Here is a 24,751-nt window from a genome sequence, read left to right on the forward strand (position 1 = left end):
GAAGGGATTTCCTTTCTCGCCCGGCATACCCCTCAGAACAACTCTATTGCCAACGAGACTTTCACGTGACCCAACTGTCCCCCATTCGCATCGCCATCCGCCATGCCGTACTCTGTGCCAGCCTCGGACTCGGAGCAATTCCCTGCCTGACTCAGGCGGCCGAAGCTGGCCAGACCGATATGATCCATGATCTGACTTTGCCAGCCGGATCGCTGGATACCGCGCTGACCGCCCTCAGCCGTGCCACTGGCCTGAACATCACGTTCGCCCAAGGTGACTTGACTGGCAAGTACACGCCGGGGCTGCAAGGCCGCTTCAGCAACGACCAGGCACTGCGACAGCTGCTGGCCAGCAACGGCCTACATGCCGTACCGCAGCACAATGGCGGCTATCACCTGGTACCGATCCCGGATGCACCTGACAACGCCGCCGTGGCACTGGACCCGACAGATGTGGTGGGCGCTCGACTCGGCACCACCACTGAAGGCACAGGCTCTTACACCACCGGCACCACCAGCATCGGCGGCAAAACTCAGAAGACCCTGCGTGAGACACCACAGTCGGTCTCGGTCATGACCAAGCAGCGCATGGAAGACCAGAATCTCACCAGCCTGACCCAAGTGCTGGACCAGACCACCGGCATCACCGTAGTGGGCGGCAATGATTCGAAAAACGAGTTCTACTCGCGCGGCTTCGTCATTCGCAGCATCCAGACCGACGGGGGTGCGCCGATGTTCCGCAACGAGACCTACGACTCCCTGCCGGACATGACGGCTTACGACCATGTCGAAGTCCTGCGTGGTTCCGACGGCCTGTACGGCGGCACTGGCGATCCGGGCGGCAGCATCAACCTGGTGCGCAAGCGTGCACTGCCATACAACCAGTTGAAGGTCAGCCAATCCGCCGGCAGTTGGGACAATTACCGCACCGAGGTGGACGTCACCGGTCCGTTGGGCTTCGACGGCGCGCTACGCGGTCGCGTGGCCATGTCCTACGAGGACAAGGACTACTTCTATGATCGCGCCGACAGCGAAAAACACGTCATCTTCGGCACCCTTGAAGCCGACCTGACGCCCGACACGCTACTGGCCGTGGGTGGCAGCTATGAGTGGCGTGACATGGACGGCTACTGGGATCGCGGCCTGGTGCGCTACAAGGATGGGCGCGAGATCAGCACGTCGCGCAGCAAATCGCTCGCAGCAGATTGGTCGTCGAACAACTACAAACGTACCGAGTACTTCGCCAAGGTCGAACACGCCCTGGATGAGAACTGGAGGGTCAACAGCAGCTACACCAAGACCAAGTTCGACTCCACCCAGGATATTGGCGAAGTGGCCTGGGCCGCCGATCCTGAGAACCCGCGCTCGGCCGACGGCTCGGTTTTCGGCCGCCTGATACGCGGCTACACCAACGAACAGAACTTGTTTGATGTGAACCTCGCCGGGAAGTTCGAAGCCTTCGGCCTGACCCACGAACTGCTGGTCGGCGCCGACTATTCCGAAGTAATGCGCACCTACTCCGACCACAGCGATGCCACGGTGCCCTTCGATGTCATCAATGATGATGCGGGCTCCATTGCCAAGCCTGCCAAGCCGGACATCTACTACTACAACCCCGACTGGAACCAGCGCAAAAGCGGTGCTTACGCCACGTTCAAGGCCCAACTGGCCGAACCACTGCACCTGACCCTTGGCGCCCGTTACTCGGACTACCGCGACTACGTACGAACCGTCGTGCCGCGCTTCAACATGGATACGCCGGTCAAGGAAAGCAATCGCGGCGAAGTCACGCCGTTTGGCGCATTGGTGCTGGATGTAACAGACGAGTGGTCGCTATACACCAGCTACGCCGAGATTTTCAACCCGCAGACCGCTTACAAGTCGATCGACGCTCACCCGCTGGACCCGATCGAGGGTGAGACCTACGAGTTCGGCACCAAGGGCGAGCTGTTCGGAGGCCGCCTTAACATTTCCTCGGCGCTCTACTACACCAAGCGCGAGAACGAAGCGGTGAGCGTTGGCGGTGGTTACTACGCGGCCACCGGCGAAGTGGTGAGCAAAGGTATAGACACCGAGATCTCTGGTGAGCTGGCCCCTGGCTGGCAGGCTATCGTTGGCTATACCCTAAACATCAACAAGCAGCGCACCGCCGGTAACCCAAACAACACCGGCAAACCGATGAGTTCGCAGACGCCCAAGCATCTGTTCAAGTTCTTTACGACCTATCAACTGCCAGGTGAGTTTGAACGCTGGAAAGTTGGCCTGGGCGCGACTATCCAAAGCGACACCTACAAAAGCGGCACCGTCCAACGACGTTTGGGTGATGGCAGCCTGAGCGAAGGAGAAGCCTACTCCTTCGACCAAGCCGGCTATGCCGTGTGGAATAGCATGGTTGAGTACAAGATCGACGAGCACTGGACCGCACAGGTCAACGCCAACAATCTTTTCGACAAGACCTACTACCAGACAGTCGACGCCAGCGACGGCGGCAACTGGTACGGGGCTCCACGCAATTACATGCTGACCCTACGTGCAACGTTCTGAGAACAAAGGAACGGGGCACTACTTCGGAGTACGAATCACCCATTCGGGGCCGTTCAGGTCGCAAGCACCCCTTGTGCGGGAGGCTATCGGCCCTGGAGCGGTTCCCGACATGGGATAGTCAGTTTACTCGTGGCTCTCGCGAACGGCAGCTATGGGTCCAGGCTGTGTGAAAACGCAAATGGATCTCTGAAGAGCGCGAGCGTACGTGAAATCTGTAATGGCTTGGTTATTTAGCTAACCTAGATTTCGCGCAGAAGCGCGAAATTCTGGTCGTTTTCTAACCAGCCGGATCGCGCAGAAGGTTTTCACACAGCCTGGGTCGCAAGCGGTCATTCGAGGCTGACCCATTTCAACCCAAAGCTGCCGTTGGCGAAGGGCAGTTCACGGCCAGAAGCTGCCAGTCACTGGGCAGTTTTCGACCCTAAGCAGTCAATCAGATCTATCCGCCCCAGGTTGTCTCCCTTCAGCGGCGTGCTTGGGATCAGAATCTCAGGCGTGCTTATCTGGCGACGCCCCCGATTTAATCTGCCGCCGCATCCAGTCGACGAACGCCCGTACATGCGGTTGCCCCAGCTTCTCCTTGCGGGCAACCAGGTAGTAAGCAAAACGCGAAGGCCATGGTCGGTCCACAGCCACCACCAGCCTGCCATGACGCAGGTCTTCTTCGGCATGCTGTGACTGTACAAGCGCAATGCCCTGGCCACTGACCGCAGCGCGCAACAACAGTAGATCCTCGTCAAAACTGGGGCCTCGGCGACTGCGGTGGTCGGGCTCGACGCCGTGGGCTTGCAACCACAACGTCCAATCGGCGCGATCGGCGTCCTGCAACAGAGGGTAATGCAGGCAGTCCTGCGGCTCATCCAACGCTGAGCCGCAGGCAAGCAAGCCAGGGCTGGCGACCGGCAGCAATACGGGGGCGAACAGCGGTATCGACTCCACTCCAGGGTAATCACCCAAGCCATGGCGCAGAGCAATGTCGACCGGGTCACGCTGCAGGTCGGCAAGTTCGGCTGTGGACTGCACGCGGACGTCGATCTCAGGGTGCAGCGCACTGAAATCAGCCAGGCGTGGTACCAGCCAGTTGGAAGCGAACGAAGGTTGGGTGCTGATAGTAAGAGAATTGCCACGGGTCAGCACTTCAAGATCGAGCAGCGCGCTTTCGATCTGGCCAAACCCGCGTGATAGCCCGGGGTAAAGACTTTCACCTGCCTCGGTGAGCTGCACACCATAACGGCTTCGAGTCAGGAGAGTGACACCGAGACGGTCCTCCAGCAGGCGAATTTGCTGGCTGATAGCACCCGGCGTAACGCCCATGCGCTCAGCGGCGGCCTTGAGGCTACCTAGCCGTGTGGTTTCGGTGAAAGCGCGCAGCGCGAGCAAAGGCAACACGGAACCCATTAAAATCCAACCTTAGAAAAACTGATGTTATGGATAGCAATTATCGTTAGTAGGCCCTTAAAAGAGTATTTAGCATGGCCACCAGCAAACCTACCACGGATCAGTTTTACTAAGGTGAACACATGCAAGAACCTGCGCTTGTACTTTATACCGATAGTTCCCCTAACGGTTTCAAGATCACCATTGCGCTTGAAGAGTTGGAGCTGCCTTATCGCCTCGTCCACGTGAACATCGACCTGGGCGAGCATCGGCAGGCTGACTTCCTGGCACTCAACCCAGCGGGGCGGATTCCGGTCTTGGCGGACCACGAAGCGGGCATCGTGCTGTTCGAGTCGGCAGCAATTCTGTTGTATCTGGCGCAACACAGCGGCCAACTGCTCGAACAGGCCACGCAGCCGCGCTGGGAGGCGATTACGTGGTTGATGTACCACAGCGCGAGCATGGGCCCTTTGCTGGGGCAGCGTGTGCACTTTGAATGCTTCGAGGCCCAACCAGATCTTGTCGCGCAGAAGCGCTATCGCACCCTCACTGAAGATGCCTTCGCCCTTCTCGATGTGCAGCTCGCCACACGTCAATGGCTGGCCGGCGAAGCCTATTCGATTGCCGACATCGCCAGCTTCGCCTGGCTACACATTGCCGCGATCGTGGGTTTCGACTTCAGCGCCTACAGCAACCTCTGTCGCTGGTACCGCCAAGTCGAGCAGCGCCCGGCAGTACAGCGCGGCATTCGTCTTCCCGCTCCGGCCACGGGCCCCTGACAAAGGACTGTCTATGACGCTCAACAACATCAAAGGCGCTAACGCCGATGCCTTCGCTCTGCATCCCGGTTACCGCCGCATGTTTGCCCAGGGTCAGTTGACCCTCGGCATTTTCCTGCCACTTCGCTTCTATGACGGTGACATGGGTGTGCTTACCGGGCAGGCGCGAGTGGTCAGCGAAATCGACGAGCTGGGTTTTGCCGCAGTATGGGTACGTGATGTGCCCTTGTACGACCCGACTTTCGGCGACGCGGGCCAGGTTTTCGATCCTTTCACCTACTTGGCCTACCTGACAGCCCATACCCGAACTATCGCACTGGCAACCGGAAGCGCGATCTTCGCTCTGCGCCATCCCATCGATCTGGCCAAAGCTGCGGCCACTCTGGACTGCCTGTCAGGTGGCCGTCTGGTATTGGGCATTGCCTCAGGCGACCGCCCTGTAGAGTTTCCCGCCTATGGCCTGGACCATAACGAACGCGGGGAGCGTTTCGTGCAAAGCGTGGACTATTTCCGTCAGTTGTTGGCAGATAGTTCCTTGCCAATCGATATGCCGCTGGGGCAGCTTGATCGGGCCTACCTGCTCCCCAGGCCTGTCACTGGACGTATCCCATTATTGGTGACCGGCTCATCACGTCAATCCATGCCGTGGCTCGGCGAGCAAGCCGATGGCTGGATTACGTACCCGGACACCACCCACAGCGTCCTCGGTCCTAGGCGTCTGGCCGAAAAAATCCGGGCCTGGCGAGCGGCCATTCCTGGGGGAGGATTCCGACCGCATGTCACCAATGAATGGATCGATCTCGATGAAAACCCAGACTTCCCGCGAACACCGCTACAGGGTGGCTATGTATTGCGCACAGGCCGCAACGGGTTGATCGAACTGCTGCATGAGTGGCGCGAGGCTGGGGTCAATCACGCAGCTCTTGGCATTCAGATGGCACAGCGCCCAGCGCAAGAGGTCATCCGGGAGCTGGCGGAAGAAGTGCTGCCACTCTTTCCATCGTTAGCTGGGCCAGAGCCCCATGGGCAAAACTGGTAGCCACTACGGTGGCTGCCAGTTTAAACGGAACGCGAAGCAGCCAAGGCTAGTGTCCGCTTTGGGTCGAAAGCTGCCAGTCGCAAGTTACCGATTTCGACCCAGAGCGGCCGCTCGCCAGGGGCCCATTCGACCAAGAGCTGCCACTCAGCTCGCCGTCAGTCCGTATTCACTAGCCCGAGCATTATCAAATTTTCAGCAGAGTTAATGGGGGATCTCAAGGCGGTTCCATGTGCTGCTTGATTGTTCACACAGCCTGGGAAGGGTCTACTACCGCGTCACTGAAGCGGCTTCACCAGCTCGGCGCCTTGGTTGCGCACATTGCCAATGGCGGTGCTCACTCGATACCACTCGAAGGCCTCGGCTGGCTCGCCCAGGTTGAGCGCCATCTGCTCGGCCTGTTCGCCCGGCGTCGCGGTTTCCATCCACTCACGCGCAAGGTCCGGGGCCAAAACCACTGGCCTGCGGTCGTGCACATCAACCATTCCGCCTTGGGCATCGGCCGTAATGATGACGAACCCATCATGCTCGCCGCCAGCGAACTGGCCGATGCTGGCGCAAAGGGAAGGGCGCCCGTCCCGGCGTCGGATGTAGTACGGCTGTTTCTTCGGTCCGCCTTCATCGACCCATTCATACCAGCCGTCGATCGGCGTTATGCCTCGGTGCGGCCAGATCGCCCGGAAGAAGGGGCCGTGTGCCACCTTTTCGACCCTGGCGTTGATCGGCGCAGCACGGTCGGTCGCCCAATGTGGCCGCCAGCCCCATCTCACCAGGTCCGCCCGCGTGCCCGCCTCATCCATTCGCAGCACTGCCACCAGCGTGGTCGGCGCGACGTTGTACCGGCCAAGTGGCTGGTCGCCGACGTTGTTCCGCCAGGCCTCTGGCAGGCTCAGGGTTTCGACAAAATCGTGTATGCCTCGGTACTGACTCAACCTTCCACACATGCGCGGCCCTCCTGCCTGAGCAAGCATAGTGTTTGGGTGTATCGCCGGTGTGGAGGAGGGCGACGGCATGCTGTACGCGCAGTCCTGGTGGTGAAGGGTTGAATGACCGCCCCATCTCCATTCAGCACGGCGCCAAGTCTGATTTTCCAGATGTTATAGGGTCGTTCGCGGGAACCCGAACAAAAATGCAGTACTTGCCACCCTCCATCGATTCAAAGGCCACCAGTTTTTCCACCATCGCGGCGCTCAAAACCTTTCCAGCGTTAAGCAGCAACATGCCGTTGTCGGCGTTGAGGTTGCGCGCAAGCACCATTCCCGGCGCCAGGTCACGCGTGGTACACACCTGGACTTCAGGGTCCACCAAGGTGAGATCGCTGTGGAACGACGCGCAAACCTGGACGAAATCCTCCAGTAGTGCCGGGTCATACAACCGGCCGGCGTACTTGCGCAGGTAGAGCAAGGCCTCGTCACTGTTCATCTGCCGTTCAAGAATCAAACCCCGTTGCAGCTCAACGAAGTCCACTGCCAGCTTGAGCAAGCGGGCGCCGAGCGGGATGGCTTCACCCTTGAGCCGGTCGGGGAAACCGCTGCCGTCCCAGTGCTCCTGGTGATGCAGGATCAGGCGCGCGGCATCTTTCATGGGCTCAAGGGTCATCAGCAGCGCTTCACTTTGGCGTGGATAGTCGCGATACCGGTCGCGGTCGCTGTGCATCAGCTGGTCCGAAGGGGCAACGATCATGCTATCCGGCCAACTCAATTTGCCTATGTTGTACAGCGCCGCAGCCATGGCCAGATCGCGGCTTATCGCCTCGTCCAAGGCGTGGGCCCTACAGTAGCAACGCACCAGTTCGATGATCTGCCGATTGGTCTGCTTGGCTGGAGGCAGCCGCAGATTAGCCAACATCGAGAACACCTCAGTCCCGGTAACATAGCTGTGTTTAAGCTCTTCGTAGGCCAGATCGAGCATGTCAGCGGTCTGCTGCAGCTCCGCGGTACGGGCTGCAACGCGTTTCTCCAGGTCGTTATTGAGGCGCCTCAACTGGGCGTTCTGCCGACGTGCCAGCAGCTCCAGGCGTTGGCGCTCGCGTTCGGAATGCTGGTGCTCCAGGGCCTGGCGTAAGGTCAGCAACATCTCGTCGTCGTTCCAGGGCTTGCTGATGTAACGGTGGATCTGACCGTCATTGACGGCCTTGATGATTGCGCTCGGATCGGCATAGCCGGTCAGCAAGATCCTGACGGTCGATGGGTGATGCTGATTGATCTGCGCCAACAAGGTGGCGCCGTCCATACCTGGCATGCGCGCATCGCTCATCACCAGGTCTACCGGGCCCTCGGCCATTTGCGCCAGTGCCTGTTCGCCGCTGGTCGCCAGCTTCACGTCATAGGGTTGGCCACGCAATAGCCGACGCAGACTGCTAAGGATCGACTCCTCATCGTCTACTAGCAACACGGTCGGCCGATAGGGTGAATTCGGGGGCTGTTGCACGTCCATGGCAGGCCTCACCTGGTCGATCGATGGAGGCACTCGAGCTCAACGAGCGCTTAGGTCAAAGGCTAGTTCATTTTGCCGCGACAGGTGTCGGGGCATGGTGTGGCGTGTGGCAGGCGAATTGTCTGGAAGGCATCTAACCTGACGGCAGGGCACCACCCATCTGCATATCCGTCAGCCCAGGGAAAAAGGATTCTCCCGGATGTCCGTGCACATAATCTGTCGTTATCGTTCCGTTCTTCACCTGCAGCGCTTGCGACGTTGTCTGAGCCTGTGGGTGCTACTGGTCCTGAGTGCGGGCAGCGGGGCCGAGCCGCTGGACGAGCCGCTCAAGCCGCTGCCTCCGATACCCACGCTGGCACCCGAGCGTGTGGAACTGGGGCGCCAGTTGTTCAACGATCCACGGTTGTCGCTCAACAGCACACTGTCCTGTGCCAGCTGTCACCGTCTGGACAAGTACGGGGCCGATGACCGGGCGTTTTCCATCGGTGCTGATGGCCAGCCGCTTGCGCTCAATACGCCAACGGTACTCAATGCCAGCCTTAATTTCCGACAGTTCTGGAATGGCCGGGTCGAGTCGCTCGAGGAGCAGGGGGATGCGGTGATCACCAGCGCTCACGAGATGGGCGGAGACTGGCGGGTGATCAAGCAGCGCATCGCCGCAGACGTGCGTTACCGTCAGGCGTTCAAGGATGCCTACCCGGACGCGGTGACAAAGGACAACATCCTCAGCGCGTTGGCCGATTACGAAAGGACGCTTCTTACCCCAGGCGCACGCTTCGATCGTTACCTGCAGGGCGATACCGAGGCGCTCACCCTGGAGGAAAAATACGGCTACCAGCGCTTCAAGGACTATGGCTGCATCGCCTGCCACCAAGGGGTGAATATTGGGGGCAACATGTTCCAGAAGTTTGGCGTGTTCGGCGACTACATCGCGGACCGCGGCAACCCCACCGAGGCGGATCAGGGCCGCTTCAACGTGACCGGAGAGGAGGCCGACCGGGGTGTGTTCAAAGTGCCGAGCCTGCGCAATGTGGCGATGACCGCGCCCTATTTCCACGATGGCTCGGCGCCTACGCTGGAGCGTGCGATCGACGTGATGTTCCAGTATCAGCTTGGACGAATCCCAAGCGATGAGGACCGCAGGCTCATCATGCTGTTCCTCAAGACCCTCACTGCTGAAAAGGCGGGTCAGCCATGAGGGTGATTTCTCGGCGCACAAGCCTGATTCTATTCAGTGGGTTGGTCCTTGTACTGGCGTCGATGCTGCTGTACTTGTACCTGAATTCCGGGTCAGAGCAGACCCAGACCTACAACGAATCCCGAGATCTCATCCGTCAGCTCAAGCAACAGGATGCTGTATGGGAAAACGAGGTGCTCAAGGCCCGGGTAGCCGTCTCCCATAACTACGATCCACTTGTGATCCCTCTCAAGGAGATGAAGCGGCTGTGGGCACGGTTCGACCGTCGGGAAGCCGAGCAAGGGCGTGATGACTCAAACCAGTGGCGCGATGCCCATGACGGTTTTCTTTCTGCGTTCGGGGAAAAGGCTCGGCTCGTGGAGCAATTCAAGTCGCACAATGCCTTGCTGCGAAATTCGTTGGCATTTCTACCCACAGCCGAGGACGGTATTCAGGCCCAGATCAACACCATGCTGGCCCCGAATCGGCAGGAGGTACACGTATTCGTCACTGACACTTATGACCTCTTGCTAAGTGCCCTGGAGTTCGCGCAGGTTACCTCTGTGGAAAGGGCTGCCGAGATAGAGGTGGGGTTAGGCAACTTGGCTGTTAACGCGGAGAACCTGCCCAAAGAATTCCAGACGCCCCTCAATCTGTTGAGCAATCACGTGGCGTTGATCCTGCGCGAGCAACCTGTCGTCAACCGCCTGCTCGAGCAGATCGAGGCGATTCCGGTTGCCGAACGCCTGGATACGATCACCAGCCTCCTGGACAGGGATCAACAACAGTTCGAAAAGATCAACCGTAAATACCATCTCTACACGCTATGGCTATCGGGCCTGCTGATGTTTTCGGTCATCTGCCTGGCTGCGCTGCTGGTGCGCAGCTTCGCCGAGGTGAGACGGGTCAACAACGCATTGCAGAGCGCCAATGACGTCCTGGAGCAGCGAGTCGAGGAACGCACCCTGGAACTCAGGAACGCTCAGAGCGAGCTGTTCAACGCCGCGCGCCAGGCTGGTATGGCGGAGATCGCCACCAATGTGTTGCACAACGTGGGCAATGTGCTCAACAGCGTGAACACATCCTCTGATCTCATCGCTCGAAGGTTGCGCAGCAGCAAAACCCAGGGCTTGGGCAAAGCCATGCAACTGTTCCGCGAGCATGCCACAGACATCGGTCGGTTTCTCGACGAGGATCCCAGAGGCCGGTTGCTTCCCGGCTACCTCAACCAGTTGACCGAGGCGATCGCCGATGAGCAGAAGGAGATGGTGATCGAGCTGGAACGAATGAACAAGAGCATCGACCACATCAAGGAAGTGGTGGCCACCCAGCAATCCTATGCCGGCGCTAAAAATGTGCCTGAGCCGCTGTCGGTGAACGACCTGGTCGAGGACGCGCTGCGCATGAACGCAGGCGCGTTGACCCGGCATCAGGTGAGGGTAGTGCGCGACTTCGCAGATCTGCCTCTGGTGATGGGCGACCGGCATCGGCTGTTGCTGATTCTGATCAACCTGATCAGCAACGCCAAATACGCCATGTCCGGCCCCGGCAGCGACCCGCGGACGATGATCCTCAGGACGCGCATCGTTGAGGGGGGCTTCCTGGAAATGAGCGTGCTGGACGAAGGCGAAGGCATTGCCCCTGAAAACCTGCAGAAGATCTTTGCCCATGGCTTCACCACGCGCAAGGACGGGCATGGCTTCGGCTTGCACAGTTGCGCCTTGGCCGCCATCGAGATGAATGGTCACCTGACCGGACACAGCGACGGCCCTGGCCTGGGTGCTGTCTTTACCCTGAGGATCCCGCTGATCGCGGTGACGGAGCCTGCATGAGTGACATGACCAATCGCCGGATCCTGCTGATCGATGACATGCCGACAATCCACGAGGATTTTCGCAAGATCCTTGCCCCGGCCAAAGCGCAGAACACTGAGCTGGACGAGATGGAAGGGTTGTTGTTTGGCGAGCAGGTCAAGAACGAACGACCGGTATTCGAACTCGATTCAGCCTATGGCGGTGAGGAAGGAGTTGGCCTGCTGAAGCGGGCGCTGCAGGCCTGCAAGCCCTACGCATTAGCCTTCGTCGACATGCGAATGCCAGGTGGATGGGACGGGGCTCAAACCATTGAGCACCTGTGGGAAGAGGACCCGCTGTTGCAGGTAGTCGTCTGCACTGCCTACTCGGACTATTCCTGGGATGAGTTGCTCGACCGGCTGCAGGCCCACGATCGCCTGCTGATCCTGAAAAAACCGTTCGACAATATCGAGGTCCAGCAAATGGCCAGCACCTTGCTGACCAAATGGGAAATGACCCAACGAGCCTCGCTGAAAATGCACCAGCTCGAACAGCGGGTAGAGCGGCGTACCCAGCAACTGACCCAAGCCAGCGAGGCGCTGCAGCAGGAGATCGAGGAGCGCAAGCAGCTGGAAAGCCAACTGGTGCAATCGGAGAAGCTCGCCTCGTTGGGGCAGATGGCCGCCGGCGTGGCGCACGAGATCAACAATCCGATCGGTTTTGTGTCCTCCAACCTGGGTACTTTGGGAGGGTATTTCCAGCAACTGATGGCGATGCTCGACGCCTATCGCCAGGCCGAACGGATGCTCGGCGGAAGCGAAATCACGGGGTCTTTGCAAAGGCTTCGTGAGCAGACTGAACTGGAATTCCTCCTGGAAGACATCCCGATCCTCATCAAGGAGTCCAAGGACGGAATCGGTCGAGTGGCGCATATCGTCAAGGACCTCAAAGACTTCTCGCGCGTTGACAGCGCTCAGCAGTGGCAATTAGCCGATTTGCAGCAGGGCATTGACTCCACTCTGAACATCGTCGCGAGCGAACTGAAACATAAAGCTGACGTCGTAAAACGGTACCAGCCGTTACCCCCGGTCGAATGCCTGCCGTCGCAGATCAACCAAGTGATAATGAACCTTGTGCTCAATGCCGCCCAAGCCATGGGCCCTGAGCGGGGGACCATCACATTGGGCACTGTTCATCAAGGCACCTGGGTGTGCATCGAAGTTGCGGATACAGGCGCAGGGATAGCACCGGAGAACATCAGGAAAATCTTCGACCCTTTCTTCACCACCAAGCCCGTCGGCCAAGGAACCGGGCTAGGCCTGTCCCTTTCCTACGGCATTGTGAAGAAACACGGTGGCGAGATAACCGTATCAAGCCAGGTCGGAGTCGGCACAACGTTTCGTGTACAACTGCCGGTAAAGCAGAGCGCAACGCTGTGATAGCGCCCGTGTCATGCTGCAGACGGGTGGGTATACCGCAATCCAAAAAGGGCAGGGTGCGTGCCCCGGCGATCCAGCCAACACGTCAATGTTTTGCAGTGGCGAGTAGCCGATAGCGCGAGAAGGGCGTGCCGTCGATATCCACCTCTCCGTCAAGGCGAAACCCCAGGCGAAGAATACCCTTGATTCGTGTTCTGGTTGGTGGAAGCAGTAGGGTGATCGACTCAAGCCCCATCTCCTGGAACGCGCGCCGTACGATCTCATCGAAAATCACCTTGCCAAGCCCCCAGTAGTCTGGATGAAGCACCAAGGCAAGATCAGCGTCACCGCCTTCCTGCTGCAGGCCGCCCCAGCCGGCGAATTCATCTTCAACGAAAAATGCCCAGGGGCCATAGCCATTCAGTGCCCATTGGGCCTCTTTTTGGGCAACCCATACCTTGCATTTGCTTTCGTCAAAATCGGGACGACCCAAGGGCATTTGGCGTAAGACATCGGGATTGTTGTTGAGCGCGATGATGTCAGCGATGGAGGCGTCGCTGAGAGGTCGGAAATGCAGCTGCATGATGTGCCTTGTCGAACTGCTGTAAACCTGATTTATAGCGCCTGCTATTCCCCGTTTCAATGAATCCTTGCACAACGTGGATTGGTCTGGCGACTAAGCACTCAGAGCCCGTTTCAACACGTCGTAAATTCTGGCATCAGCCGATTGGGCAACGTTGAAACGGATGAAATCACCCGCAGTCATGGACTGGCTAAACGCATTTCCGGGCGCCAGCACTACACCTTCATTCAAGCAGGCCCGGGCCAGCGTGGCTGCATCCGTGCCTTGAGGGAGTTGGCACCAGACATACATGCCTGACTGGGGCGTTATCCAGGGTTTGATACCAACGGCCCTTAGTTTCGCTACCGTTCTCTCCATGGCCTCGGCCAGCCTGAGGCGAACGCTTTCCATGTGTTTGCGGTACCCGCTATCGGTAATCGCCAGATGGATGATGTCCGCGGCCAGGCGGCCACCCCCGAATGTGGTCGCAATCTTGAGATCGACCAGGCTCTCGATCCAGTCAGTGCGAGCCGCGATGTAGCCGCATCGAATCGACGCGGAGATGGTCTTGGAAAAGCTGCCGATCTGGATGACACGAGAAAGGCCATCGAAGGCAGACAGCCGTGGTGCTGGAGCATTCTCGAAATCCCCGAAGATGTCGTCCTCTACAATCACCAGGCTGGAGTTGTCGGCCAGCTTCAGCAGCCTGTGTGCCGTGACCGGGGACAGGGTGGCGCCGGTTGGGTTGTGGATGCCTGCATTTGTTATGTACAACCGGGGAGCATGCGTAAGCAGGGCAGCACCGAAAGCATCGATGTCCGGGCCCGTCGCCGTATAGGGTACGCCTACGATGTTGACCCTGTGTGCTTTGAGCAGCGCGTGAAAATTGAAATAGCAGGGGTCGTCGACCAGCACGGTGTCCCCCGGTTCCAGCAGAAAACGGCAGATCAGGTCGATGGCGTGGGTGCCGGACTCCGTGAGCATGATCTGCTCGAGAGGGGCTTCGATCCCGATGCCTGTCAGCCTTCGTGACAAGAATTGCCTGAGTGGCAGATGCCCAAGCGGTGAGGCGTACTCAGTCAGTTTCAGCGTGTCAGAACGGGCAACGGTTCGAAGCGCTTTCCGCAAGCCCGCTTCGAACATCCAGGAGGGAGGTAGCCACCCGCATCCCGGTTTCAACGCATCGCTAGCGGTTTCAAGCGACTGGCGGGAGATCCACAGCGGGTCCACTTCACGATCAAGCCTGGGGCCGAGTTCGGTGAGTACCAAGGGCGCCACTGGTCCGGCTACGTAGAAGCCAGAGCCAGGGCGAGAGTTGAGTACACCCTCTGCCATCAACCTTTCATAGGCCTCAAGAACCGTGGAAACCGACACTTGCATGGTCTGCGCCATAGCGCGGACCGAGGGAATTCTCGCGCCCGGTGTGTAGGTTCGAGAGGCGATCCGCGACTGGATTTCACCCATGACAGCTCGAATTCGCGTTCCGTCCCGTTTCATCGCGCCCTCAACTGTGCTGGAGTCATATGCATAACAGTTTGGTTTAAGTGTATTGGATTGTACATGGCCTGGGTGAGCCTGTCGGTGATGTACTGAGCCTTGGCTTATCGAGGACTTACCGATGGAAAAATCAGCAAGCGGGTGGATCAACGGCTTCATAGGCGTCGCCATCTTTGCGGGTTCGTTGCCGGCAACCCGAGTGGCAGTGGCCGACTTCGAACCGACGTTCCTCACCTGTGCCCGGGCAACAATTGCCGCCATGCTGGGCGCGCTTTTTCTGATCGTGCTACGCCAGCCTCGACCCAAACGGGAGGACTTGTCGCCCTTGGCCGTAACAGCGCTCGGCGTTGTTATCGGTTTCCCGCTACTGACAGCATTTGCCCTTCAGCACATCAGCTCTGCTCATTCCATTGTCTTTGTCGGGCTCCTGCCATTGTGTACCGCAGGCTTTGCCGTTTTGCGGGGCGGTGAGCGACCTCGGCCATTGTTCTGGCTGTTCTCGTTGACAGGTGCCGGGTTGGTCGCTGGCTATGCCTTGATGAACGGAGGCGAGGCGTCGGCGGTGGGCGATCTGCTGATGTTGGCTGCGGTTGCGGTCTGTGGGTTGGGCTATGCCGAAGGCGCGCGTCTGTCGCGGACATTGGGGGGATGGCAGGTGATCAGCTGGGCATTGCTGGTAGCGTTGCCGTTCATGCTGCTGCTGACGGTGGTCAATCTTCCTGCCCCTGATGACTTTGCCAGGGTAAGTACCCCTGCGTGGTTCAGCTTTGGCTACGTTTCACTGTTCAGTATGCTGATCGGGTTTGTGTTCTGGTACCGAGGGCTCGTCCAGGGTGGGATTGCGGCTGTGGGCCAACTGCAACTCTTTCAGCCGTTCATGGGGCTTGGGCTGGCAGCGGTGCTTCTGCACGAGCACGTCAGCTGGGCCATGCTTTTCGTGACGCTGGGTGCTGTGATCTGCGTTTACGGGGCTAAGAAATATGCGTAAGCACATGGCAGTGCCCAGCCAAAAAGGCTGGGTGTGGCCCGGCGTCGTCCGCCCTCGGTCTGAGTTGCATCAGCCGACATTCACGACCTATCTGGTGGGGCCGCTGATCGAGGCCTTCCCCTTACTGAGCGAGCAAGTGCGGATGGAGGTCAATGCCCTTGGCGCAGTGATTGAAATCGTTCGCCGGACGAACCTGTCGACTTTACTGCCTGCCAAAACTGCATTGGCCCACGACGATCTGCTGGCCATCCCGCTGGAGCCAGAACGCTGCAGCGAACGGCCGTACTCATGCGGCGAAAGAAGCCTTTCTGAGTGCAGCCGTGCGAGTGTTCATTGAGCTGGCTAAAGAAGAATCCAGCGATCTTGAGGCGTGAGGCTGCGTACTTGCAACGCGATGCCCGCCAGTGCAATTAACCCGGTGAAAAAAACCTGATCCTTTATGTAAAAGGATCAGGTTTAGCAGTACTTACAGGCCCAGTTCAGTCAGGCCTGGGTGATCATCCGGCCGGCGACCCAGTGGCCAGTGGAACTTGCGCTCGCTTTCCTTGATGGGCATGTCGTTGATGCAGGCAAAGCGGCGATACATCAAGCCATCGGCTTCAAACTCCCAGTTTTCGTTACCGTAGGAGCGGAACCAGTTGCCCGAATCGTCGTGCCACTCATAGGCGTAACGGACGGCGATGCGGTTGTCTGTGAAGGCCCAGAGCTCTTTGATCAAGCGGTAGTCCAACTCTTTCTTCCACTTGCGAGTGAGGAAGTCGCGAGCTTCTTCACGATTGTTTGCAAACTCGGTACGGTTACGCCATTGGGTGTTCGGCGTATAGGCCAGTGCAATCTTTTCCGGCTCACGGGTATTCCAGCCATCCTCGGCGAGTCGGACTTTTTCAATCGCCGATTCGCGCGTGAAAGGAGGAAGTGGCGGACGCGTGTGTTCGTTGGACATGGTGGTGCCTCCAATCTTCTGGATGGTCAAGTTGAGTGGGTGTTGCTTTAACGTCAAGCGCTTGCGTGCTGTACGTCCTTGAGTAATATCTTTGCGATTTCTCTTGCACTATCGAGAACGGTGTAGTCACCCATGACGTGGGCCACGGTTATCGTGCCCTCTATCATCAAAAAAAGTTGCTTGGCCAAGCCAGCCGGATCTTTGACACCTAATTCGCTGGTCAGCTCTAGCGTGTAGTCCAGCAGCTTTTGTTTATGCAGTTTTGCGATCTGTCGAACAGGATCGTCTGCGTCACCAACCTCTCCGGCTGTGTTGATGAACGCACATCCGCGAAAACCGTCAGACTCGAACCAACTCTTGAGTACATCAAATATCCCAAGGATGCGCGCTTCTGGCGTTTGCGCTTTTTCGCATTCACTTCTAAACCACTTCATCCAGCGTATATCGCGTGCATTGAGTGCCGCTGCGGCTACGTCGTCTTTATTCGCAAAATAGCGATAAATACTTTTGCGTGCTACGCCCGAGGTCTTTACCAGGAGGTCCATGCCCGTGGCATGAATCCCGTTTTCGTAAATCAGCTTCTCGGCAGTCGCCAGGATTTTTTCGCGTGTATCGGTCATTGGCTTATCCATGTAGCCAGAGTAGAACGACCGTTCTCCCTGGTCAAGCATCTCTCGAAATTATTCGATTGCGCGCAAGCGGGGCGCCGGCATGCTTTCGATCAGGGTGGCTGGCTTCCCGCTGATCAGTCGCGCTCCAGTTCGGCGAAGCGGCTGGACAGCCAGGCGTGCAGCGTTTATTCCCGGCGCTACGCCCGATGAAACTCATGCACACATTCAAGCAGGCAGTACCGCGCCTGCTCCTTGCCACTGACCAGAAGCTTGATATGAACCGACAAGATTACCCCCTCGTTTCCCTCGCCATCCTCAAGGCCAAGCCAGACCAAGATTGTTCAACGTCGATTTCGTCAGGGGTAATGCCCTTGCTCGACAGCAGTCGCTTGGCGTTCACGCAGTAAGGGCAGTGCTGGGTGGTGTAGATAGTCACGTGGCTCATGGTGGTTACCCTCCTAGCTTGCCGATGGCGGAAAGTCGATATCGGTAGCGGCGATGTTGTTCAGGTAGTTGGTCAGGGTCAACAGCGTGACCTGCGCCACTACCTCCACGATCTTGCTATCCGTAAGGCCCGCCTCACGCGCAGCAGCGATCTGCTCGTCACTCAACTGGCCGCGACTTGCGGTGATCTGTTGCGTCAGTGCGGCAACCGCGCTGAGTGTGCCGGCTCGGGCTTGCCTGACGGCCTCATCGCTCAGCCCAGCCTTGCCGCCAAAGAAGGTGTGTGCCGCCAGGCAGTAGTCGCAACCGTTGATTTGCGAGGTGGCGAGGGCAACGACTTCACGCCCGGCGGCGCTCAGTGAGCCTTTACCCAAGGCTTGGGCGAGGCCCAGGTGTACCGTTGAGTGCGACCGGAGAGTGAGCCAGGGTCTTGAATGCATTGGGAATGAAGCCGAGACCTTTTTGAATGCCTTCGAGGGCTGCGCGCGAGCCAGTAGGGGCCTGGTCCAGCGAGAGAGTAGCGATGCGAGTCATGGTAGTTCTCCACTAGGTTGATTAAACGGCTTGTCTATCACGCCTGGAGTCCATACTAGGGAGGCAGACTTTCCTTTCGGCTTCAGATCGTCGAAGGTATGCAACAGATCGTCTAAACCTGAGCGGGCTATGGACCGACTATCGACTTTGCTCAAGCACTTCAACCTGCACGCGTCCACGTTTCACCAGGGTGGCTTCTGTGGAACAACCCACCTGTATGGGCAGCACAGTGTCGGCCACGCCCACCTGCTGCGCTCGGGGCGTCTGGCCTTCAGGGGCAAGCGTGGCCAACTGATCGAGTTGACCGAACCCAGCCTGATTCTGGCGGTGCGCCCGCAGGAGCACCACTTGCTGGCGACCGAAGCCGATGAAGCGGAATTGGTGTGCGCCACCCTGCATTTCGATGGCGGCGCCAACAACCCGCTGACCCTGGCTTTGCCGGACTTCATCATCAAGCCCCTCGGCGAACTGGCGCATCAGCCTGACGCAGAAACGCCTTCGCGAAGGGCGCCCCATTGCCCTGATCGCCGATGAGGTCGGCTACGAAAGCCCTTCTGCGCTGGCCCGAACCTTTCGCCGCAAGGTGGGCGCAAGCCCGACGCAATGGCTGCAGCAGGATGCGGTATAACGCCTGCTCGACAGATTTGCGCGCGAGGCAATGAGCGAGGTGGCCGAGGCGCAGGAAGGGCAGACCGGGCGTCACTTGGACGCAGTGAAAAGTTCGCGACCGAGGGCTCGTGCAGTGTCCATATGATCAGTCGGATCTTGCGTTTCCGATTCGAGCAGGAGCTCGGACGTGACGACAGATGCGCCGCAATAATCGAAGATCCCATGATCAATCTGCGTCTTCATGGCATCGGCATAGCCGTGCCGCTCATAGGTTCCGCCGTCCGCGCCGCCGACGCCGACAAGATGAACCCGCAGGTGGCGAAGCTTCTTCACCAGCTTGGCATCCGAACTGAAATCGAAGGCCCAGCCATTGGCGAACACGCGATCGATCCAACCCTTGAGAAGCGCTGGCATCGACCACCAGTAGACGGGATAGACCAGCACAAGGGCATCGGCACGATCGATCCGCGCCTGCTCGGCGGCAACATCGGCGGGGGGCGGTGCTTCCCTGTGATGGACAGCGAGATCAGCCGCAGTGAACCGCGGATCGAACGCTTGCGCTGATAGGTCTGCGATTTCGAAGGAGTTGCCGGGATCGGCCAGGGATAAGCCTTCGGCGACTTGCGCAGCAAGGCTATGGGTGAGGGACTGGGGATCGTGATGAGCGACAACGATGAGTGCGTGCATGTCGAAAACACCTGCTACTGATTGAGGGCGAGAGGGCGAACCTTATATACTCTTGGTAAGTTACGCTTAGTAAGTTACTTTTGGTATATAGCCATGTCAAGCATCGAGACAAGAGAGCAGGGTTCCAGTCCGCAGCCGCGTCGGCGCATGTCAAGGGAAGAGAGATACCGCCAGTTGCTGGACGTCGCCTGGCGGCTAGTCAGGGAAGAAGGCACGGAAGCCTTGACGCTTGGACGGCTGGCCGAGCAAGCGGGTGTGACAAAACCCGTGGTTTATGACCATTTCAGCACGCGGCCCGGGTTGCTGGCAGCGCTCTATCAGGAGTTCGATGCACGCCAGACCGCACTCATGGATGCCGCGCTTCAGGCGAGCGAAGCCACCTTGCCGGGTACGGCGACGGTCATCGCATCGTCTTACGTCGACTGCGTGCTTCTCCAGGGCAACGAGATACCCGGCGTGATCGCGGCATTGGCCAGTTCACCGGAGCTCGAAAAGATCAAGCGCGAATACGAAGCGATCTTCATGAACAAGTGCCGGTCGGCTCTCTCTCCCTTCACCAGAGGGGGGGCTATCGCCCCCGCGAGTCTTCGGGCGATGCTTGGTGCGGCCGAGGCCCTGTCCCATGCCGCCGCCGCCGGAGAAATCACACCCGAGCAGGCGCGGGAGGAACTGTTCGAAACGATCATCGCAATGGTCGACAGAAGCGCGCGGTAGTACGCAGAGTGTCGAGGAGGGCGGTGAGCTGAACGGCAAATGAGTCGGAACGCCAGATAGCCGCTATCCAATGTTGCACCGACCGCCTGAAAAGGGGCGAAAGCCACCGCTGCAATTGGCCGTAGCCGACCCCGATTCGCCGCGAGGCCAGCTCCCACCAGCCCAGCCCGGGCTGGGCGAGGGGTGATAGGCAGTATCTACAACCCCCGAAGCATCTCCCAGAACGATGCCGCCACCCCCATGATGCTCTCACCGGCAATCAACCCCGCCGCCGCGGTAATCGCAAACCGCTCCGTCACCCTCGGCCACCGGCAACTGACCAGCCAGGTCACCACGGCACCAAACCCCATCATCAGGCTGATCGATGCAGGCAGGATGAACGCCAGCCCCAGCGCCGCCGTACTCGGCAGCCAGCGGGCTGCCCGTTGCGGCAACAGGCTGTCCAGTGCCCCCAGCAGTACGCCAACAGCACTCCCTGTCGCAATCGCCCAGCGCGACTCCAGCGACAGCGCCCCCAGCCCCTGGGTCAGCGTCTGCGCGACCGCTTTCCAGGTCGCCGCGGCCGGTGCCGGCCACTGCTCGGTGAGCAACAAGGCCTGCGGATCGGGAATCAGCACTCGATACACCAGCACGCCGACCACACTACCGATGAAAATACCGACGCACTGAGCAATCAGCTGTTTGTGCGGCGTAGCGCCGATCGCCAGGCCAACCTTGAAGTCGTTCATCAGGTCGGTGGATTGCCCGGCCGCGCCACCCGCTGTGTTGGCGCTCATCAGGTTGATCGCCACCTGGCCGGGGGCGATCAGGCCGAAGCTGAGCTGCGACAGTTTGCCGATGGCGCCAATAGGTGCGATGCCAGTGGCACCGACCACGCGCGCCGCGACCACCGCAAGGCACACAGCCAACGGAATGCTCAGCAGCGCCATCCACCAGTCGATGCCGAACAACAACACCTGCAGGGTAATGATCAGCGCCATGGATAGCAGCAGCCCCGACGCTGGCCATGGGCTAAAACGCATCCTGGCGCGCGGCGTTCGCTGTTCAGCGGGCGATCGCCGGGGCACTTGGAACAGGCGAACCAACAATGAAGTCAGCGTCGCGCAGACCATCAGGCTCACGCCCGGCCACAACAGCCATTCCACCAGCGCGGCGAACTGTGGGCCGCTGGCGTTCGGAGCAAGCACCACCAGGGCCTGTTCGATCAACCAGGGCGCCAGTCCGCCCCAGGCCAGTGCGGCGCCGACCAGCAACGTCACGCCCACGCGAATGCCGATGATGCTGCCGAAGCCAATAAGCATCAGCGAAGGGTCGACCGTGAAGGTCAGGCGCTCGAGCGCCGGCGTGGGCGCCCAGCGCGGTATCGCCCAGACGAACCCGTCTACCCATTTGACCAGCCCTGAAAGCAGCGCGGCGCTGCATAGCACCTTGATCCGCGCCATGGCTTCGCGCCCGTGGTTGTAGATCTGCTGCAGCGTTTCCAAGGTCGCCATGCCTTCGGGAAACTTCAGGCCATGGTCGTTGAGCAGGGCGGGGCGCAGGTACCAGGCGATCCAGATGCCCAGGAAGCTCACCGAGAACACCCAGGCCATCATCGGCAGCGGGTCCAGTTGGTGTCCGGTGAGCAGGGTATAGGCGGGGATCGGCGCGACCAGCCCGCCGGAGATGATGGAGGCGGCGGCTGACGCCACGGTCTGGTTGATGTTGCTTTCGTGCAACGTCCACGCGGAGCGGTTGTCGCGGCGCCCTGCCAGGCCCTGCCACAGGGCGAAACCGATCAGTAAGGCGATGATCGACATGTTGAATGACCAGCCGATCTTCAGCCCTGCGTACACATTCGAGGGCGTGAGCAAGATGCCCAGCACCGTGCCGGTGAGCACCGCCCGCAGGCTCAATTCACGTTCGATGCGAACCTGGGGGAGGGCGGTGGAGGAGGCATGTCCCATGGCAATCCTTTGTCGATGTCGCAAACGTGCTCTGGACAACTGAGCCCAGACAGCCACGAAGGTTCACTGCTGGCGCCAAAGACGAGCCTGAAGGCTGCAGCAGCCTTACGCGTGTGCGGCTTTATCTGATGTCTTAACTAAACGTCGCTTGTGATTTAGCCTGTTGGAGAATTCTGGTCTTATCTGGGCAATTATTTCCGAAGTGTCTGGAATGCTATTCAATAATGGAGACTGCGATGTACTCGTCTGAGCGACTGAAAGGTATTGATGTCTTTGTCGCTGTAGCTGATTTCGGTAGCTTCACCGCTGCTGCCGAACGACTGAGTCTCACAAGCTCGGCCGTAAGCAAAAGCGTGGCACGTTTGGAGAATCGCCTCGGGACTCGTCTGTTCAACCGCACGACCCGGACGCTGGCTCTTACCGAGGCCGGTATCGTCTTCTACAGGACGTGCACATCAGTTTTGACAGATCTCGAAGAAGTCGAGCATGTGATTACAGCCGAGGGTAATGAGCCGCATGGCAGGGTGCGGATCGACCTTCCTGCCTCCTATGGGCGGCTACACGTTCTCCCCTTGATCATGGACTTTGTCCGTCTTCACCCCATGCTGCAACCCCACATTTCTTTCACTGATCGGTTCATTGACCCTGTGTACGAGGGCATCGATATCGTCGTGCGGATTGGAGGCTCTGATGCCTGGCCAGCGAATCTTGGCCATCAGTATTTCGGGGCCCAGCGGCTGATCTTCTGCGCGTCCCCGGAGTACCTGGAGCGACATGGCACACCGCAATACGAGCGTGATCTCGACCACCATCATTGTGTTGGATACGGGCAAAGCGATGGATTCGTCAGCCCTTGGTTTTTTAAAGGGCGTCAACCGGGCGAAATGGAGCGTCGAACGGTCTACACCCGCATTGCGGTTGGGGATGGCGAAGGCGAAGTAGCAGCGGTGCTTGCCGGACACGGTATAGGTCAATTACCGACGTGGCTAACTCAGCGTCACATTGACCAAGGAAAGCTCGTAGAGGTGCTGCCAGATCTAGCCACCGATGGCTTACCGATGAATCTGGTCTGGTTGAAAAGCCGGGAAGGGCAACCAAAAGTTCGCGTGCTACTGGACTATCTGCTTCCCAGGCTAACACCGCACGGCGCACAACCGCCTGAGCCGCTTTTAGGCTGAACGCCTGACGGAGCAGTAATCATGCACGATTCTGCTCCGTTCAGACGCCTGGGCTCTGTACGAAAAGCCTTGATACTTGTTCATGCTGCGTTGAAAACAGCCTAGGCGGTGCAGAAGACCGCTGTGTGCTGATTATTTTGGGGCAAGCTTGCGAACGATAGGTATCAGCGCCAAGGCAATCACTGCCACACCAGATGCCATGTAGCCTAGGTATTCAACGCCGAGGCTTGCAATCGTCATCCCTCCAACAATGGCGCCGATGCCGATACCTGCGTTTGCTGCCGATACGTTGGTTGTGCCCGCCAGTGCTTGAGAGTGGGAAACCGAATTCATGACTCGCACCTGGCTTACCGGATAAAGCGCGGTATTGGCAATACCCCAGAGGCCGAGAGCAACGCAGAAAATCATGCCTGCATGTGCGAGTGGAACAATCGCGGCCATGCCAATCGCCAGCACTATCAGGAAGCGCGCAGTTGCTTTGATTGGAGATTTGTCGACGGCCTTTCCACCGACCCAGTTTCCGATCAGGCCGATTGCGCCAAATGCCATCAGCCACCATCCGACATGCTCCGGAGCCACGCCTGCGACTCTTTCAAGGACATCGGCTAGGTAGGTATAAGCGGTGAACATAGCCGTAAACACCACAATCGAGAGGAGCACATTCGAAAGGAAATAGGTTTCTTTAAAGATGCGTGCTTGCTTCAAAAAATCCACTTTCTCGGTACGCGCGACAGTGGGCATGCACGCCCACATCGCTAGTGCCATGATCAGCGACAAACCTGCCAATAACCAAAACGCGCCTCTCCAGCCAATCGCATTCGACACAATGGTGCCCAACGGAATACCGAGCAGCATTGCCGCCGAAATACCCAGGTAGACCTTCGAGATGGCTTGGCCAGATTGCTGTGGGCTTACAAGCTGCCCAGCAGTTTCACTGGCAGTTCCCCAGAAAACTGGTAGTGCTAAAGCAGGCACTACGCGGGCCACAGAGAGGAGCCAGAAGCTGTCGGACACTGCCGCCAGGGCGTTCGCTATGGCGAAGATCAGCAAGATCGAGATGAACAATTTCTTTCGATCAAGGTGAGAAAGCGCAGCGGTCAGGGGCGGGCCGAAGATCATGACGGTGAAGGCAAAAAGGGTAACCAATTGCCCTGCTACAGAAATTGAAATATCAAGATCTCGGGCAAGCGCAGGCAGCAAGCCCACGATCAGAAACTCGGTCGTTACGATGAGAAAGGCCGAGAGGGCCAGGATTGAGATGCTCAGCCCAACGCCCTTCGTGGGAGTAGCAGCTTGAGAAAAGGATTCATATGCAGACATATGCGGACGCCCCGGTGGAAATGCCCGCCAGTCTATTGATTATTTATTTGCCTATCTTTGGCGGTTTTTCCTCTCTCTGAGGACAATTTTTCATCAATGAAGGGGCCTGATGTCAATTGAGTGGAGTACATGTGTGCTTCCCCACTGGCTCTCCAGGTT

General features: G+C 58.7%; 21 protein-coding genes and 2 pseudogenes. 11 read left to right on the forward strand and 12 right to left on the reverse strand.

Annotation, left to right across the window (positions count from 1 at the left end):
* The first annotated feature begins 65 nt into the window (after positions 1–65).
* Entirely contained in the window at positions 66–2,543 is a 2,478-nt protein-coding gene (locus ACF8RA_RS11640; RefSeq protein WP_392488252.1) for a TonB-dependent siderophore receptor, read from the forward strand.
* Between the two features lie 489 nt (positions 2,544–3,032).
* Here the strand turns inward: ACF8RA_RS11640 and ACF8RA_RS11645 are convergent, their stop codons facing one another.
* The gene (locus ACF8RA_RS11645; RefSeq protein ID WP_392488251.1) at positions 3,033–3,941 is read right to left on the reverse strand and encodes a LysR substrate-binding domain-containing protein; all 909 of its coding nucleotides are present in this window, start codon (positions 3,939–3,941) and stop codon (positions 3,033–3,035) included.
* 122 nt (positions 3,942–4,063) lie between these two features.
* On the opposite strand from ACF8RA_RS11645, the gene ACF8RA_RS11650 reads away from it, so the two are divergent.
* Both ACF8RA_RS11650 and ACF8RA_RS11655 read left to right on the forward strand, forming a co-directional pair.
* On the forward strand, positions 4,064–4,699 hold the full coding sequence (locus ACF8RA_RS11650) for a glutathione S-transferase family protein (protein ID WP_392488250.1): 636 nt from the start codon (positions 4,064–4,066) through the stop codon (positions 4,697–4,699).
* Between the two features lie 13 nt (positions 4,700–4,712).
* Positions 4,713–5,738: an LLM class oxidoreductase gene (locus ACF8RA_RS11655; protein ID WP_392488249.1), complete on the forward strand. Its 1,026-nt coding sequence runs from the start codon at positions 4,713–4,715 to the stop codon at positions 5,736–5,738.
* 275 nt (positions 5,739–6,013) lie between these two features.
* Here the strand turns inward: ACF8RA_RS11655 and ACF8RA_RS11660 are convergent, their stop codons facing one another.
* Both ACF8RA_RS11660 and ACF8RA_RS11665 read right to left on the reverse strand, forming a co-directional pair.
* Positions 6,014–6,679, reverse strand: coding sequence for an SOS response-associated peptidase (locus ACF8RA_RS11660; RefSeq protein WP_392488248.1), 666 nt, complete (start codon positions 6,677–6,679; stop codon positions 6,014–6,016).
* Positions 6,680–6,800: 121 nt separating this feature from the next.
* Complete coding sequence (locus ACF8RA_RS11665; protein ID WP_176684594.1) at positions 6,801–8,171, reverse strand: HD domain-containing phosphohydrolase; 1,371 nt, start codon at positions 8,169–8,171, stop codon at positions 6,801–6,803.
* A gap of 199 nt (positions 8,172–8,370) precedes the next feature.
* On the opposite strand from ACF8RA_RS11665, the gene ACF8RA_RS11670 reads away from it, so the two are divergent.
* The 3 genes from ACF8RA_RS11670 to ACF8RA_RS11680 are packed head-to-tail and all read left to right on the forward strand — an operon-like array spanning position 8,371 to position 12,580.
* Positions 8,371–9,369: a cytochrome-c peroxidase gene (locus ACF8RA_RS11670; RefSeq protein WP_392519172.1), complete on the forward strand. Its 999-nt coding sequence runs from the start codon at positions 8,371–8,373 to the stop codon at positions 9,367–9,369.
* Positions 9,366–11,180, forward strand: a complete 1,815-nt coding sequence (locus tag ACF8RA_RS11675; protein ID WP_392461075.1) for a DAHL domain-containing protein — start codon at positions 9,366–9,368, stop codon at positions 11,178–11,180. The genes ACF8RA_RS11670 and ACF8RA_RS11675 overlap by 4 nt, the downstream gene beginning before the upstream one ends.
* Entirely contained in the window at positions 11,177–12,580 is a 1,404-nt protein-coding gene (locus ACF8RA_RS11680) for an ATP-binding protein (RefSeq protein ID WP_392461076.1), read from the forward strand. The genes ACF8RA_RS11675 and ACF8RA_RS11680 overlap by 4 nt, the downstream gene beginning before the upstream one ends.
* An 85-nt stretch (positions 12,581–12,665) precedes the next feature.
* Here ACF8RA_RS11680 and ACF8RA_RS11685 read toward each other — a convergent pair whose 3' ends face one another.
* On the reverse strand, positions 12,666–13,142 hold the full coding sequence (locus tag ACF8RA_RS11685; protein ID WP_392461077.1) for a GNAT family N-acetyltransferase: 477 nt from the start codon (positions 13,140–13,142) through the stop codon (positions 12,666–12,668).
* 93 nt (positions 13,143–13,235) lie between these two features.
* Positions 13,236–14,618 (reverse strand): PLP-dependent aminotransferase family protein, encoded by a 1,383-nt coding sequence (locus ACF8RA_RS11690; protein ID WP_392461078.1) that lies wholly within the window; start codon positions 14,616–14,618, stop codon positions 13,236–13,238.
* 121 nt (positions 14,619–14,739) lie between these two features.
* On the opposite strand from ACF8RA_RS11690, the gene ACF8RA_RS11695 reads away from it, so the two are divergent.
* Complete coding sequence (locus tag ACF8RA_RS11695) at positions 14,740–15,606, forward strand: DMT family transporter (protein ID WP_392519174.1); 867 nt, start codon at positions 14,740–14,742, stop codon at positions 15,604–15,606.
* On the forward strand, positions 15,599–15,943 hold the full coding sequence (locus ACF8RA_RS11700; protein ID WP_256122369.1) for a hypothetical protein: 345 nt from the start codon (positions 15,599–15,601) through the stop codon (positions 15,941–15,943). Before ACF8RA_RS11695 ends, ACF8RA_RS11700 begins: the two co-directional genes overlap by 8 nt.
* A gap of 129 nt (positions 15,944–16,072) precedes the next feature.
* On the opposite strand, the gene ACF8RA_RS11705 is transcribed toward ACF8RA_RS11700, so the two are convergent.
* The 4 genes and pseudogenes from ACF8RA_RS11705 to ACF8RA_RS11720 all read right to left on the reverse strand — a co-directional run bounded on the left by ACF8RA_RS11705 (position 16,073) and on the right by ACF8RA_RS11720 (position 18,138).
* On the reverse strand, positions 16,073–16,549 hold the full coding sequence (locus ACF8RA_RS11705; protein ID WP_392461080.1) for a DUF1348 family protein: 477 nt from the start codon (positions 16,547–16,549) through the stop codon (positions 16,073–16,075).
* A gap of 53 nt (positions 16,550–16,602) precedes the next feature.
* Positions 16,603–17,169 carry a TetR/AcrR family transcriptional regulator gene (locus ACF8RA_RS11710; protein ID WP_392461081.1) on the reverse strand — a complete coding sequence of 189 codons (567 nt, stop codon included), beginning with the start codon at positions 17,167–17,169 and terminating at the stop codon, positions 16,603–16,605.
* A 280-nt stretch (positions 17,170–17,449) separates the two neighbouring features.
* A complete protein-coding gene (locus ACF8RA_RS11715) occupies positions 17,450–17,605 on the reverse strand; it encodes a glutaredoxin domain-containing protein (protein ID WP_176684586.1) in 156 nt (51 codons plus the stop codon).
* A gap of 13 nt (positions 17,606–17,618) precedes the next feature.
* Positions 17,619–18,138 (reverse strand): annotated as a pseudogene (locus tag ACF8RA_RS11720) (carboxymuconolactone decarboxylase family protein).
* A 129-nt stretch (positions 18,139–18,267) separates the two neighbouring features.
* Here ACF8RA_RS11720 and ACF8RA_RS11725 point away from each other — a divergent pair.
* A pseudogene (locus ACF8RA_RS11725) lies at positions 18,268–18,766 on the forward strand (AraC family transcriptional regulator).
* 71 nt (positions 18,767–18,837) lie between these two features.
* On the opposite strand, the gene ACF8RA_RS11730 reads toward ACF8RA_RS11725, so the two are convergent.
* Positions 18,838–19,434, reverse strand: a complete 597-nt coding sequence (locus ACF8RA_RS11730) for an NAD(P)H-dependent oxidoreductase (RefSeq protein ID WP_176684585.1) — start codon at positions 19,432–19,434, stop codon at positions 18,838–18,840.
* Between the two features lie 93 nt (positions 19,435–19,527).
* On the opposite strand from ACF8RA_RS11730, the gene ACF8RA_RS11735 reads away from it, so the two are divergent.
* Positions 19,528–20,148, forward strand: a complete 621-nt coding sequence (locus ACF8RA_RS11735; RefSeq protein ID WP_392461082.1) for a TetR/AcrR family transcriptional regulator — start codon at positions 19,528–19,530, stop codon at positions 20,146–20,148.
* 197 nt (positions 20,149–20,345) lie between these two features.
* On the opposite strand, the gene ACF8RA_RS11740 is transcribed toward ACF8RA_RS11735, so the two are convergent.
* Positions 20,346–22,094, reverse strand: a complete 1,749-nt coding sequence (locus tag ACF8RA_RS11740; protein ID WP_176684583.1) for an OPT family oligopeptide transporter — start codon at positions 22,092–22,094, stop codon at positions 20,346–20,348.
* A 236-nt stretch (positions 22,095–22,330) separates the two neighbouring features.
* Between ACF8RA_RS11740 and ACF8RA_RS11745 the strand changes: the two genes are divergently transcribed.
* Complete coding sequence (locus ACF8RA_RS11745; protein ID WP_176684582.1) at positions 22,331–23,272, forward strand: LysR substrate-binding domain-containing protein; 942 nt, start codon at positions 22,331–22,333, stop codon at positions 23,270–23,272.
* A 132-nt stretch (positions 23,273–23,404) separates the two neighbouring features.
* Here the strand turns inward: ACF8RA_RS11745 and ACF8RA_RS11750 are convergent, their stop codons facing one another.
* Complete coding sequence (locus ACF8RA_RS11750; protein ID WP_392461083.1) at positions 23,405–24,592, reverse strand: MFS transporter; 1,188 nt, start codon at positions 24,590–24,592, stop codon at positions 23,405–23,407.
* Positions 24,593–24,751 lie beyond the last annotated feature (159 nt).

It is taken from the genome of Pseudomonas sp. FYR_5 (genome assembly GCF_043106315.1).
GTDB classification, from domain to species: Bacteria; Pseudomonadota; Gammaproteobacteria; order Pseudomonadales; family Pseudomonadaceae; genus Aquipseudomonas; species Aquipseudomonas putida_Y.